At 63.9% G+C, this 12,451-nt stretch carries 11 protein-coding genes; 1 reads left to right on the top strand and 10 read right to left on the bottom strand.

The features are described 5' to 3' along the window. Position 1: 1 nt before the first annotated feature. The 9 genes from SLT36_RS09275 to SLT36_RS09235 form a co-directional block, all read right to left on the bottom strand. Positions 2-1,117, bottom strand: a complete 1,116-nt coding sequence (locus tag SLT36_RS09275; RefSeq protein WP_432287010.1) for an ABC transporter ATP-binding protein — start codon at positions 1,115-1,117, stop codon at positions 2-4. A 4-nt stretch (positions 1,118-1,121) separates the two neighbouring features. After that, the gene (locus tag SLT36_RS09270) at positions 1,122-2,003 is read right to left on the bottom strand and encodes a carbohydrate ABC transporter permease (protein WP_067958276.1); all 882 of its coding nucleotides are present in this window, start codon (positions 2,001-2,003) and stop codon (positions 1,122-1,124) included. Further along, positions 2,000-2,917 carry a carbohydrate ABC transporter permease gene (locus SLT36_RS09265; RefSeq protein ID WP_432287008.1) on the bottom strand — a complete coding sequence of 306 codons (918 nt, stop codon included), beginning with the start codon at positions 2,915-2,917 and terminating at the stop codon, positions 2,000-2,002. The genes SLT36_RS09270 and SLT36_RS09265 overlap by 4 nt, the downstream gene beginning before the upstream one ends. 164 nt (positions 2,918-3,081) lie before the next feature. After that, the gene (locus SLT36_RS09260) at positions 3,082-4,335 is read right to left on the bottom strand and encodes an ABC transporter substrate-binding protein (protein ID WP_432287006.1); all 1,254 of its coding nucleotides are present in this window, start codon (positions 4,333-4,335) and stop codon (positions 3,082-3,084) included. Positions 4,336-4,420: 85 nt separating this feature from the next. Beyond that, positions 4,421-5,941, bottom strand: a complete 1,521-nt coding sequence (locus tag SLT36_RS09255; RefSeq protein ID WP_432287004.1) for an aldehyde dehydrogenase family protein — start codon at positions 5,939-5,941, stop codon at positions 4,421-4,423. Next, positions 5,941-6,720: an enoyl-CoA hydratase/isomerase family protein gene (locus SLT36_RS09250; RefSeq protein WP_432287003.1), complete on the bottom strand. Its 780-nt coding sequence runs from the start codon at positions 6,718-6,720 to the stop codon at positions 5,941-5,943. The genes SLT36_RS09255 and SLT36_RS09250 overlap by 1 nt, the downstream gene beginning before the upstream one ends. After that, positions 6,713-8,323, bottom strand: a complete 1,611-nt coding sequence (locus SLT36_RS09245; RefSeq protein ID WP_432287001.1) for an acyl CoA:acetate/3-ketoacid CoA transferase — start codon at positions 8,321-8,323, stop codon at positions 6,713-6,715. Before SLT36_RS09245 ends, SLT36_RS09250 begins: the two co-directional genes overlap by 8 nt. A gap of 1 nt (position 8,324) precedes the next feature. Further along, positions 8,325-9,326, bottom strand: a complete 1,002-nt coding sequence (locus SLT36_RS09240) for a Gfo/Idh/MocA family protein (protein ID WP_432287000.1) — start codon at positions 9,324-9,326, stop codon at positions 8,325-8,327. Continuing rightward, complete coding sequence (locus tag SLT36_RS09235; protein ID WP_432286998.1) at positions 9,323-10,360, bottom strand: LacI family DNA-binding transcriptional regulator; 1,038 nt, start codon at positions 10,358-10,360, stop codon at positions 9,323-9,325. Before SLT36_RS09235 ends, SLT36_RS09240 begins: the two co-directional genes overlap by 4 nt. Positions 10,361-10,676: 316 nt before the next feature. Between SLT36_RS09235 and SLT36_RS09230 the strand changes: the two genes are divergently transcribed. Next, a complete protein-coding gene (locus SLT36_RS09230; RefSeq protein WP_432286996.1) occupies positions 10,677-11,843 on the top strand; it encodes a dihydrodipicolinate synthase family protein in 1,167 nt (388 codons plus the stop codon). Positions 11,844-11,847: 4 nt separating this feature from the next. Here the strand turns inward: SLT36_RS09230 and SLT36_RS09225 are convergent, their stop codons facing one another. Continuing rightward, positions 11,848-12,336 carry an ester cyclase gene (locus SLT36_RS09225; protein WP_432286995.1) on the bottom strand — a complete coding sequence of 163 codons (489 nt, stop codon included), beginning with the start codon at positions 12,334-12,336 and terminating at the stop codon, positions 11,848-11,850. Positions 12,337-12,451: the final 115 nt, after the last annotated feature.

Raw genomic sequence — 12,451 nt, 5'->3', positions numbered from 1 at the left:
GTCAGGCGATGCGCAGCTGGCTCTTCGGGTCGAAGAACACCGCCTTGTCCAGGTTGAAGGCGAGCTTCGTCTTCTGGCCGGCATGGATCGCGGCGTCGGCACGCAGCCGCGCCACCACTTCCTTGCCGCCGAGCTTGGTCACAGCAAAGGTGTCGGAACCGGCAGGCTCGACCACCTCGATCAAACATTCGCCCTCGGCGATCGACCTGGCGTTGCGATCGGCGCCATCCGGGTCGGTCAGTGCTTCCGGACGGACACCGAAGATGATCTCCTTGCCCGAATAGCCACCGAGCGCACCATTGGCATTCTTGATCGGCAGCGCCAGCGGCTTCTCGCCCGGCCTTTCGAGCATGACGTTGAGCCCGCCCTCGCCGTTTTCGAGGCGCGCGGTCAACAGGTTCATCGCCGGCGAACCCATGAAGTCGGCGACGAACATGTTGGCCGGGCTGTTGTAGATCTCGGCCGGCGTGCCGAACTGCTGCAGGGTGCCGTCCTTGAGCACGGCGATCTTGGAGGCCAGCGTCATCGCTTCGATCTGGTCGTGGGTGACATAGACGATCGTCGTCTTCATGCGCTGGTGCAGGCGCTTGATCTCGGTGCGCATGTCGACGCGCAGCTTGGCGTCGAGGTTGGACAGCGGCTCGTCGAACAGAAAGACCTGCGGATTGCGCACCAACGCCCGGCCCATGGCGACACGCTGGCGCTGGCCGCCGGAGAGCTGGCTCGGCTTGCGGTCGAGCAGGTGGCCTATCTGCAGGATGTCGGACACCTGCTTGATCGCCTTGTCGCGCTCGTCCTTGGGCACGCCGCGGATTTCCATGCCAAACGCGATGTTCCCGGCCACCGTCATGTTCGGGTAGAGCGCGTAGGACTGGAACACCATGGCGATGTCGCGCTTGGACGGATGCAGCCCGGCGACCGAATTGCCGTTGATGGAGATCTCGCCCGAGGTGATCGGCTCGAGCCCGGCTATGGTGTTGAGCAGTGTCGACTTGCCACAGCCCGACGGGCCGACAAGCACCAGAAAGCCGCCCTTGTCGATCTCGATGTTGATGTCCTTAAGGATCTCCACCTGGCCGTAGTTCTTGTAGAGACTGCTGATCTTGAGAAACGACATGGGCTTACCCCTTGACCGCGCCGGCCATCAGGCCGCGCACGAAATAGCGTCCGGAGACGATGTAGACGATGAGGGTGGGCAGGGCGGCGAGGATCGCGCCGGCGAAATGCACGTTGTATTCCTTCACGCCGGTGGACGAGTTGACGAGGTTGTTGAGCGCCACCGTCAGCGGGATCGAGTTGAAGCCTGAAAACGACGAGCCGAACAGAAAGTCGTTCCAGATGTTGGTGAACTGCCAGATGACAGTGACGACGATGATCGGGCCCGACGACGGCAAAAGGATGCGCCGGAAGATCTGGAAGAAGCTGGCGCCGTCGATCTGTGCTGCCCGCACCAGTTCGGTCGGGAACGCCTCGTAATAGTTGCGGAAGAACAGCGTGGTGAAGCCGAGGCCGTAGATGGCGTGGATCAGCACCAGACCGGTGATGGTGCCGGCAAGGCCGGTCAGGCCGAGGATGCGCGCCGACGGGATCAGCACGATCTGGAACGGGATGAAGCAGGCAAGCAACATCAGACCGAAGACGATGTTGTCGCCCTTGAAGCGCCACTTGGTCAGCACGTAGCCGTTGAGCGCGCCGAGGATGGTCGACAGCGCCACCGCCGGAACCACCATCATCACCGAGTTCAGGAAATAGGGCTTCAGCCCCGTCGGCGAGACGCCGATCTGCGCCGTCGACCAGGCCGACAGCCAGGGCGCGATGGTCCATTGCTGCGGCAGCGCCAGCATGTTGCCCTGGCGGATCTCGTCCAGCGGCTTCAGCGAATTGACGACCATCACATAGAGCGGCAGCAGGTAATAGACCGCAAACAGGATGAGCACGGCATAGATCAGCGCACGGGCGAAGATGCCGTTGCGGGTGGCAACGTCCTGGGAGGCGGCACTCATTTCTTCTTCCCTCCGAGTTCGGAGTAGAGATAGGGCACGATGATAGCGAAGATCATCATCATCATGATGATCGCGGAGGCTGCACCCATGCCCATTTCATTGCGGCCAAAGGTGAACTTCTGCATGAACAGCGCCGGCGTCCAGGTCGCGGTGCCAGGCCCGCCGTCGGTCATCGCAACGACGAGGTCGTAGGACTTGATGGCGAGGTGGGCCAGCACCACGAAGGCCGACAGGAACACCGGCCGCATCAGCGGAATGATGATCCGGCGATAGATCGTCAGCGTCGAGGCGCCGTCGATCTGGGCGGCCTTGATGATTTCGTTGTCGACGCCGCGCAGACCGGCAAGGAACATCGCCATGACGAAGCCCGACGACTGCCAGACGGCTGCGATGACGATGGTGTAGATCGCCATCTGGCCTTCCTTGATCCAGCGGAACGAGAAGCTCTCCCAGCCCCACGACTGCATAACGTGTTCGAGGCCGATGCCGGGATCGAGAAACCACTTCCAGGCGACGCCGGTGACGATGAAGGACAGTGCCATCGGGTAGAGATAGATCGGGCGCAGCACGCCCTCGCCGCGGATCTTCTGGTCGAGGAAGATCGCCAGCGCCAGCCCGATGAAGCTGCAGACGACGATGTACAGCACCGAGAAGATCGCGAGGTTCTTCAGCGCCGTGATCCAGTTCGGATGGTTGAACAGCCTGACATAGTTGTTCAGGCCGACCCAAGTCGAGAAATCGGGCAAAAGCTTCGAGCCTGAGAACGACAGGAACGCCGTGAAGACGATGAAGCCGTAGACGAAAATCAGGATCAGCGCGAAGCTCGGCGCCAGCACGATCTTCGGCAGCAGGTCCTGCAACGTCGCGCGCGGGTTCGTTACCGCACGGGGTGCGGTCGTGGTGAGATCGGCCATGGGGTCCAGCCTTTGGGTTGTCAGGTCAGGATGTGCCCCGGCCGAAGCCGGGGCACGAAGTTCGGTGAAGGGCCTGCCGGGGCCCCGCTGCTACGCAGCTCCCCGGCGATCGCCGCCTTCCATCGCGCCACCGGCACGGTGGATTTGCTGTGCAAACCGCCGTCTCACCCCTTGGCAGCGGCAACCGCTTCGGCCAGCGCCTTGGCGGCGGCCTTGGAATCGAGCTCACCGTTGAAGTGACGGGTAACGACGTCGTAGAGCGCGTTCTTCACAGCAGCTGGCGCGGCATAGCCATGGGCCATCGAACCGAACAGCTTGCCACCGGTGCTGGCTTCCGCCAGATCCTTGATGCCCTTCTTGCCGCAATCGTCAAAGGCAGTATCCGGCACGTCGGTACGCGCCGGCACCGAGCCCTTGACCACGTTGAACGAAGACTGGAACGCCGGATCCTCAATGTCGGCGGCCATCTGCATCTGGGCCTTCTTCTTGTCGTCACCGACCTTGAACATCATGAACATGTCGGAGTTGAAGGTCACGGCGCCCTGCGTCCCGGGGAAGCGGATGCAGACGAAGTCGGTGCCCGGCTTCTGGCCGGCCTTGAGGAACTCGCCCTTGGCCCAGTCACCCATCATCTGCATGCCCGCCTTGCCCTCGATGACCATCGCCGAGGCAAGGTTCCAGTCGCGGCCAGAGAAGTCCTTGTCGACATAGGTCTTGAGCTTGGCCATGCGGTCGAAGGCTTCGACCATCTTGTCGCCGCCGAGTGCGGCCGGATCGAGATCGATCATCGACGACTTGTAGAAGTCGGTGCCGAGCGACAGCACGACGGCGTCGAAGATGGTCGCATCCTGCCAGGCCTGGCCGCCATGGCCGAGCGGGGTGATACCGTTGGCCTGCATCTTGTCGAGCACCGCGACCAACTCGTCCCAGGTCTCGGGCGCCTTGCCGCCGGCAGCGTCGAGCGCCTTTTTGGAGATCCAGACCCAGTTGGTCGAGTGCACGTTGACAGGTGCTGCAATCCACTTGCCGTCATGCTTGGCGAAGTTCTGCAGTGCGGCCGGAACGACCTTGTCCCAGCCTTCCTTGTCGGCCACTTCGCCGAGATCGCCGACGACGCCCTGGTTGGCCCAGTCGGTGATGTCGAAGCCAAGCGCCTGCACGGCGGTGGGCGGATCGCCTGCGGTGACCCGGGCGCGCAGCGCGGTCATCGCCGCTTCGCCACCGCCGCCGGCAACCGGCATGTCTTTCCAGGTCACGCCCTGGCCTTCCAGGTTCTTCTTCAGCACGTCGAGTGCGGCTGCCTCGCCACCTGACGTCCACCAGTGCAGAACTTCGACGCTTTCCTCGGCCTGTGCCATCGGCATAGGCGCGGCAAACAGTGCCGCCACGGCTGCCGTACTCATCAAAAACTTACGCATTCCAGTTCCTCCCGGGTTGCAAGTTCCTCACGCGTCATTGCGTGTCATAAAATCCCTTCGGCCCCGCCTCTGGGAATTCCTCCGTTCAGCCGCGCGCCTCCTTCGGCATCCAATGGCCGGTGCGCGGTCCGATATGCATGTTGAGCGTCTTGGTCTCGGTGTAGTCCTCGACCGCATGGCGGCCGAGCTCGCGGCCGATGCCCGATTGGCGGTAGCCACCGAAGGGCAGCTCCGAGGCGCCGTCCATGAAGGTATTCATCCAGACGGTACCGGCACGGACTCTGCGGCCGACTGTCAGGCAGGTGTCGAAGTCGCGGCTCCAGACGCCTGCCGACAGACCATAGTCGATCGAATTGGCGATACGGATCGCCTCGTCAGTGGTCTCGAAGGCAAGCACCGAAAGCACCGGTCCGAACACCTCCTCTTTCGCCACCGCCATGTCGGGGGCGACCGACGACAGGATCGTCGGCTCCATGAACTGGCCGAGGCCGAGATCGGCGGCAGACCCGCCGACAGCAACCCTCGCACCGTTCTCGCTCGCACCTTTCACGTAACCAACGATCTTCGCAAGATGCTGCGGCGTGATGATAGCACCAACCTGCGTCGACGGGTCGAGCGGATCGCCGACCTTGACCTTGGCCGACAGAGCGGCAACGCGGCTGGTCACCTCGTCGGCGATGTCGCGATGCACGATCAGGCGCGAGCCGGCATTGCAGCACTCGCCGGCGTTGAAATAGGCGCCGAAGACGGCCGCATCGACGAAGTCATCGAGATTGGCATCAGGGAAGACGATCTGCGGGTTCTTGCCGCCGAGCTCCAGTGACACTTTCTTCAACGTTTGCGCGGCGTTGGCCATGGTCAGCTTGCCGATACCGGTCGAGCCGGTGAACGACACCATGTCGATGTCGGGGTGACTGGTCAGCGGCGCGCCAGCCTCCGGCCCGGTTCCGACGATGATGTTGACCACGCCCTGGGGAACCCCTGCCGCCTCCAGAATCTCGCCGAGGACCAGCGTCGAGCCTGACGTCAACTCCGACGGCTTGACCACTGCCGTGCAGCCGGCGGCCAGCGCAAAAGGCAACTTCTGGCTGACGATCAGGAACGGGAAATTCCACGGCGTGATTATCGACACGACGCCGATCGCCTCGCGCAGCACCACGCCCAGCGTGCCGTCGCCCAGCGTGTTGTAGCTCTCGCCATGCAGGTCCCGCGCAAGTGCTGCCGCATAGCGCCAGATGTCGGCGGCACCGCCAAGTTCGGCCTTGGCCTGGGAGATCGGCTTGCCTGACTCGATGCAGTCGAGGAAGGCGAGTTCATCGGCACGCGCGTCGATGATGTCGGCCGCTCGCAGCAGGATGCGCGAGCGCTCGGCACCGGTCATGCGCGGCCAGTGGCCGTCGTCGAACGCCTTGCGTGCCGAGGCAATCGCCCTGTTTGCATCGACCACGGTCGCGGCCTGATAGCGGCTGACCACGGCGCCATGGCCGGGGCTGGTCCGCTCGATGGTCTTGCCTTCGGCGCCAGCGGTCCATTTGCCGTCGATCAGCATCTTGAACTCGCGGACCGTGAAGCCGTCGAGCGGCTTGGGGCGCATCAGGACCGTCATCACCATTCTCCTGCAAACTTGGCGGCACGTTTCTCGCTGAAGGCTGCAAGCCCCTCCTGGAGGTCGCCGGTCTTGGCGACGAGGATAGAGCCCAGTGCCTCGACGGCGGTGCCATTGTCTTCGCCATTCGCTGTCGCGATCATCAGTTTTGCGACCTCGATTGCCGCCGAGCCACGGGCCGCGATCCTGGCTGCATAGTCGCGCGCAGCAGCCACGGCGCCACCGGTCTCGACGACATGGTCGACCAGCCCGAGCCCCGCTGCCTCGTCGGCGGAAAACACCTCGCCGCCCAGCGCCATGCGCCGCACCACCTGCGCCCCGGCGCGGCGCACCAGACGCTGCGTGCCCGACCAGCCTGGAACCATGCCGAGCCCTGTCTCCGGCAGGCCGATCTTGACGTGACGTTCGGCGATGCGGATGTCGGCAGCTATCGCCAGCTCCAGCCCGCCGCCCAACGCATGGCCGTTGATGGCGGCGATCAGCGGCACACGCACCGTCGCCAGCCGTTCGAACACGCGGTGGCCGAAACGCACCCAGGCATGGCCGAACTCGTTGGGTGTCATGCCGCCCCAGGCCTTGATGTCGCCACCGGCCGAGAACGCCTTGCCCTCGCCGGTGAGAATGGCGACGCGGATTTCCGCATTGGCCTCGACCTCGTCGCAGGCCTGGGACAGCGCCTTCAGCATGTCTATGTCGAAGGCGTTGAGCTTGTCCGGCCGGGCCGCCGTGATGATCGCTACAGGACCCTCGAACTCGACCCTGATGCGCTGGTCAGCCATGGATGCCCTCCAGCTTGCGCACCGGCTTGCGCGGCAGCTTCAACCCGATCGGCGCTTCGGCGAACAGGGCGGCATCCATCTGCTTGAGTTTGTCCGACACGATCAGCGGGAATTCCGACTGGTCGAGAATATGCGTCTGCAGTTCGACGCCCGGCGCGATCTCGGTCAGCACAATGCCTTGAGGCATGAGCTTCATCACACAGCGTTCGGTGACATAGGTGATGTCCTGGCCCTGTTCGACGCCGCGGCGCCCCGAGAAGGTGACATGCTCGACCTCGTTGACCAGCTTCTTGAGCTTGCCTTCCTTATCGACCACCAGCTTGCCAGCCTCGATGTCGAGCTTGGCGCCGGCATTGAACATGCCGGAGAAGACGATCTTCCTGGCTCGCGCCGTGATGTCGACGAAACCGCCGGCACCCGCCGTCACATGTGGCCGGAAGCTGAGCTTGGAGACGTTGACTGAGCCGTTGCGGTCGATCTCGAGGAACGACAGCAGCGAGGCGTCGAAACCCGCGCCCTGGAAGTAGGTGAACTGGTAGGGCGATGGCATGAAGGCGTCGGCATTCGACGCACAGCCAAAGGCGAAATCGAGCAGCGGCACGCCGCCGACGGCACCCTGCTCGATCACCCAGGTGACCTCGCCTTGCAGGCCTTCTTCGAGCAGGATGCGCGGCACGTTGGCCGAGATGCCGAAGCCGAGATTGACGGCGCTGCCCGCTTCCAGCTCCTGCGCCACGCGGCGCGCGATCACTTTCTGGATGTTGAACTCGGGCACGCGGAAACTGTCGAGCGGGCGCATGATCTCGCCCGAGATCGCCGGATCGTAGAGCGTCTGCGTCGTCTGCTTCTGCTCGGGATCGACGACGATGTAGTCGACCAGCATGCCGGGAACGCGTACGTCATGCGGGCGCAGCGAGCCGTCCTTGGTGATGCGCTTGACCTGGGCGATGACGATGCCGCCATTGTTGCGGGCGGCGAGCGCCTGGTCGAGTCCGCCGAGATAGGCGCCCTCGTGCTCGTAGGTCAGGTTGCCACGCTCGTCTGATGTCGTCGCCCGGATGATCGCCACCTCAGGCTTGATCGCTGGAAAGAACAGCCAGTCCTCGCCCTCGAAGCTGACCTTCTTGACCAGCGGCTCGGCCGCTGCGCGCGCATTCATGGCGCAGCCCTGCCGCTCCGGATCGACGAAGGTGTCGAGCCCGACCTTGGTCATCACGCCCGGCCGTTTGGCCGCAGCCTCACGGTGCATGTCGAACATGATGCCCGATGGCACATTGTAGGCGGCCACCTCCTCGTTGCCGATCATCTGCCAGATCAGCGGCGGCTCGGCGCTCGATGGACCCGACGGATAGGAGCCGCCGATGATCGTCTTCAGCAGGCCCTTCTTGGCGATATGGTCGACCCCCTTGATGCCGCTCATGTCGCCGGCGGCGATGGGGTGCAGCGTGGTCAGGTCGCGCGGATGCCCCACCGTCTCGAAGCGTTCGCCGATCGCCTTCAACATCAGGTCGGGGCAGCCAAGCCCGCTCGACGATGACACCGAGACCACCGCTCCATCGGGTATCAATGCAGCGGCCTGGGCGGGAGTGATGTGCTTGCTCATGTCAGAGCCCCGCCTCGATGGCCACTGCCTTGCCCGTCGCCGCCGACTTGACCACGGCAAGACCCGTCGCCAACGACCATACGCCGTCCTCACCCGTGGCGGACGGTCTGCCCTTGCCGGTGACAGCATCATGGAACGCCTGCAGGCTCGCTTCGTAGAGATTGCACTGCTCGAGATCGAGCTCGTGTTCGCCCTCGGCATTGCGCAAGACGACCGTGCCGACAGGCTTCTGCGTCATGACATTGCGCGCGATCAGCGACCCCTCGGTGCCATGCACCTCGAAACCGGTCTCGGCGAACTTGGTGGTGAAGGCATCGTGGAACTGAGCGATCACGCCCGACTTGAAGCGCAGCACGCCCATCACGGCGTCCTCCAGCCCGGCCTGCCCCATGCCGCCCGCCTGGCTGAAGGCGACGGCCTCGACCGGATCGTCATTGAGCACGAAGCGCAGCGTGTCGGCGTCATGCACCGTGATGTCGAGGATCACGCCGCCGCCGGCCTGCGGCTTGTCGAGCCGCCAGCCCTGCAGATGCGGCGGCAGGTAGACCGCGTGAAACACCCTTGCCGCCATCGGCTTGCCGATGCGGCCGGCAGCGATTGCATCGCGCATTGCCCGATGACTCGCGGCATTGCGCAAATGATGGTTGGTGCCCATCACGACACCCGCTTGCCGCGCCGCCTTGACCATCGCCTGAGCGTCGTCGAGCGTCAGCGCCAGCGGCTTCTCGCACAGCACATGCTTGCCGGCTGCGGCCGCCGCAAGCGCTTGGTCCAGGTGCAGCTCGTTGGTGGTCGAAATGTAGACTGCGTCGACAGCGGCATCGCCGACGATGTCCTCGAGCGACGTCACAGATTTCGCGATGCCGTTCGCCTCGGCATAGGCCCGGCCGCGCTCGGCATTGGTGCTCATGACAGACACGACCTCGCCGCCGGTCGCACGGATCGCGCCGATGACCCATTCCCTGGCGATGGTGCTCGCCCCGATCAGACCCCAGCGCGTCATGCCGTAAGCTCCCTAACCCGTTGCGGCGCACCGCAGCTCTCGCGCACCACCAGCCGCACCGTCGCCACCAGCGCCTCGGCATCGAAATCGCCGGCATTGATCTGCTTGAGCAGCAACTGTGCTGCCCGCCGGCCCATGCCTTGCGGATCGACCGAAACAGTGGTCAGCGCCGGCACCGCCGTTTTTGCCTCGATCACGTCGTCGAAGCCGATGACGCCGAAATCGACGCCCGGTTCGATGCGGGCGCTGCGCAGCCCGTCGCAGGCGCCGAAGGCTACCGCATCATTGAAGCAGAGCGCCGCCGTCGGCCGGTCGGCCATAGACAACAGCCGCTCGACCGCCGCCACACCGCCTGCACGCGACGGCGCCGAACTGATCACCAGCTCGTCCGAGGCATCGAGCCCCGCCTCCACCAGAGCGTCGCGAAAACCGCGCATGCGTTCGTCGAATACGGCCGTGTCGTTGAAGCCGCCGAGGAAGGCGATGCGCCGATGACCGAGCTCGATCAGATGGCGCACGGCAGCCGCAGCCCCGGCATGTCCGTCCGACACCACGGAGGAGACCTTGAGCCCCGGCACGTTGCGCGCCACCAGCACGACAGGAATGCCGCTGTCGACCAGCGGCCGGAGATCGGCTGATGTCGTCCCGCGCGCCGGCGACAGGATCAGCCCGGCCATGCCATGCTCGCGCATCGAGGCGATCACCTCGGCCTGGCGGTCGGGATTCTCGGCCGAGTTGGCCATGAACTGGATGTAGCCGGCCGACTGCACCACCATGTCCATGCCCACCGCCAGTTCGGCAAAAAAACTGTTGGTCAGGTCGTTGACGACGATGCCGACGATCTTGGATTTCGACTGGCGCAAATTGGCGGCGCTGCGGTTGTAGACGTAGCCGAGCTCGCGGATGACGGCGCCGACCTTGGCGCGGGTCGTTTCATTGACCAGCGAGCTGCCTTGAAGGACGAGCGACACGGTCGACTTCGACACGCCGGCAGCATGCGCAACATCGACAACTGTCACCTTCGGCTGCTTCAAAACGATCCTCCTGGCGAGCGTCTCCGGCTCCCTTTTCCGAGTTCAATAATTGGAACGTTCCAAACTGTCAAGCAAGGAAGAACGGCGATACCATCGTTTTCACATCAGCCGAACCCAAAGGCCTTGGCCACCAGAACGCCAGAATTGTACACAATTTGCTCTTTCAAACGATTTGTAATGCTATTTTGCGCTGAAACCATCCCAGCATATCGTTGCACCGCCCGATCGACCGGCACACCTGCGCCAGACCCCACAATTCCGGCTTGAAATTTGGAACGATCTAAATTACCAGATGCAACCGATCAGGGAGGAACCCATGGCCAAGGCAGTGAAGCTTCCGCGGACGGACCGCTCGATCGAGACCTACGCACTTGTCGGCACACCGATCGAACGACCTGAAGCCGCCCCCGTTTTCAATCGTATCGCCTACGCGGCTGCGCATGTCGTCTCCGACCCGTGGGCCGACACGCTGCCCTGGAACAGCCCTGTAATCGACTGGGATGCGACCATGGCCTTCCGCCATCATCTCTGGTCGCTCGGCTTCAGGATCGCCGAGGCGATGGACACCTCGCAGCGCGGCATGGGGCTGGATTGGGCGGGCGCGCAGGAGCTGATCAGCCGCTCACTCGCCGAAGCGCGCACGGTGCCGGGTGCCGACCTCGCTTGCGGCGCGGGCACCGATCAGTTGCCCAAACAGGATGCCAAATCACTCGACGACGTCATCTCGGCCTACGAGGAACAGTTCGGCTTCATCGAGAAGCATGGCGGCCGCGCGGTTCTGATGGCGAGCCGGGCGCTCGCCCATGTCGCGAAATCCCCCGACGACTACCGCAAGGTCTATGGCCGCATCCTTGGCCAGGCCAAGGACAAGGTGGTCCTCCACTGGTTGGGCGACATGTTCGATCCCGAACTCACAGGCTATTGGGGCGGCGACCGTTTCGAGGACACATTGCAGACCGTGCTGTCCATCATCACCGATCACCAGGACAAGGTCGAAGGCATCAAGATCTCGTTGCTTGACCAGGCCTATGAGGTCGAGCTGCGCCGGCGTCTGCCCGAGGGCGTGATCTGCTTCACCGGCGATGACTTCAACTATGCCACCCTGATAGAAGGTGACGGCACGCGCCACAGCCACGCGCTGCTCGGCATCTTCGATGCGGTAGCGCCCCAGGCATCCAAGGCGCTGGCAGCCTTGGCCAAGGGCGATCTCGCCACCTTCCGCGGCACCATCGAGCCGACAGTGCCGTTGTCGCGAAAAATCTTCGAAGCTCCGACGCAGTACTACAAGGCCGGCGTCGTCTTCCTCGCCTGGCTCAACGGCCACCAGAGCCACTTCACCATGCCCGCAGGCATGCAGTCGGCGCGCGGTGCGATGCACTACGCCGACGTCTTCCGCCTCGCCGACCGGGCCAATGTGCTCGACAAGCCGGACCTCGCAGCAGCGCGCATGACGGCCCTGATGACGCAGTACGGCTTCACCTGACCGGCTACATCAGCCCAAGCTGCTTGTAGAAGCCGAGCGCATCATAATAGTCACTCTGGCTGGCGATCTTGCCGTCCTTGATCGAGAACATCGAAGCGCCAGTGAAAGCGAACTTCTTGCCTGTCGCTTTCGTGCCGTCGGCCCAGTCGCCGGTGTTGGTGCCGGAGAACTCCCATTCGAACGACACACGGTCGTCCTGCATCACGGGCTTGCCCTTCATCGTCCAGACGGCATCGGGAACGGCTTTGAGGAAATTGTCGATGACGCCGATCTTGGCCGCCTCCTTGCCCTCGACCGGTTTGCCGACCGAAGCGTCGTAGTAGACGACGTTGTCGGCGAAATGTTCGGCCGCCTTGGCCGAGTCATGGGCGTTCCAGGCGGCGAGATAGGCCTCGACGACGGCCTGCGGCGTGTCCTGCGCCAGCGCGATCGAAGGCGTCGCGGCGAGGACCGCCGCTGCGGCTGCAGATGCGAGAAACTGACGGCGATGCATGTCTTTTCCTCCCTATTTTCCTTCTCCTGTTCACGAGGAGAAGGTGTCACGAGACGTATGAGGGGCGGCGCTTCAATCTACGAACGCGGAGCGGCCCCTCAGCTGACTGCCGACC

The organism is Aminobacter sp. BA135, assembly GCF_050859125.1.
In the GTDB taxonomy this organism is placed as follows: Bacteria; Pseudomonadota; Alphaproteobacteria; order Rhizobiales; family Rhizobiaceae; genus Aminobacter; species Aminobacter ciceronei.
This window is presented reverse-complemented; position numbering and strand designations above follow the sequence as displayed.

Coding starts and splice junctions, on each gene's coding strand:
- SLT36_RS09275 (WP_432287010.1), bottom strand. CDS start 1,117: ATGTCGTTTCTCAAGATCAGCAGTCTCTACAAGAACTACGGCCAGGTG.
- SLT36_RS09270 (WP_067958276.1), bottom strand. CDS start 2,003: ATGAGTGCCGCCTCCCAGGACGTTGCCACCCGCAACGGCATCTTCGCC.
- SLT36_RS09265 (WP_432287008.1), bottom strand. CDS start 2,917: ATGGCCGATCTCACCACGACCGCACCCCGTGCGGTAACGAACCCGCGC.
- SLT36_RS09260 (WP_432287006.1), bottom strand. CDS start 4,335: ATGCGTAAGTTTTTGATGAGTACGGCAGCCGTGGCGGCACTGTTTGCC.
- SLT36_RS09255 (WP_432287004.1), bottom strand. CDS start 5,941: ATGACGGTCCTGATGCGCCCCAAGCCGCTCGACGGCTTCACGGTCCGC.
- SLT36_RS09250 (WP_432287003.1), bottom strand. CDS start 6,720: ATGGCTGACCAGCGCATCAGGGTCGAGTTCGAGGGTCCTGTAGCGATC.
- SLT36_RS09245 (WP_432287001.1), bottom strand. CDS start 8,323: ATGAGCAAGCACATCACTCCCGCCCAGGCCGCTGCATTGATACCCGAT.
- SLT36_RS09240 (WP_432287000.1), bottom strand. CDS start 9,326: ATGACGCGCTGGGGTCTGATCGGGGCGAGCACCATCGCCAGGGAATGG.
- SLT36_RS09230 (WP_432286996.1), top strand. CDS start 10,677: ATGGCCAAGGCAGTGAAGCTTCCGCGGACGGACCGCTCGATCGAGACC.
- SLT36_RS09225 (WP_432286995.1), bottom strand. CDS start 12,336: ATGCATCGCCGTCAGTTTCTCGCATCTGCAGCCGCAGCGGCGGTCCTC.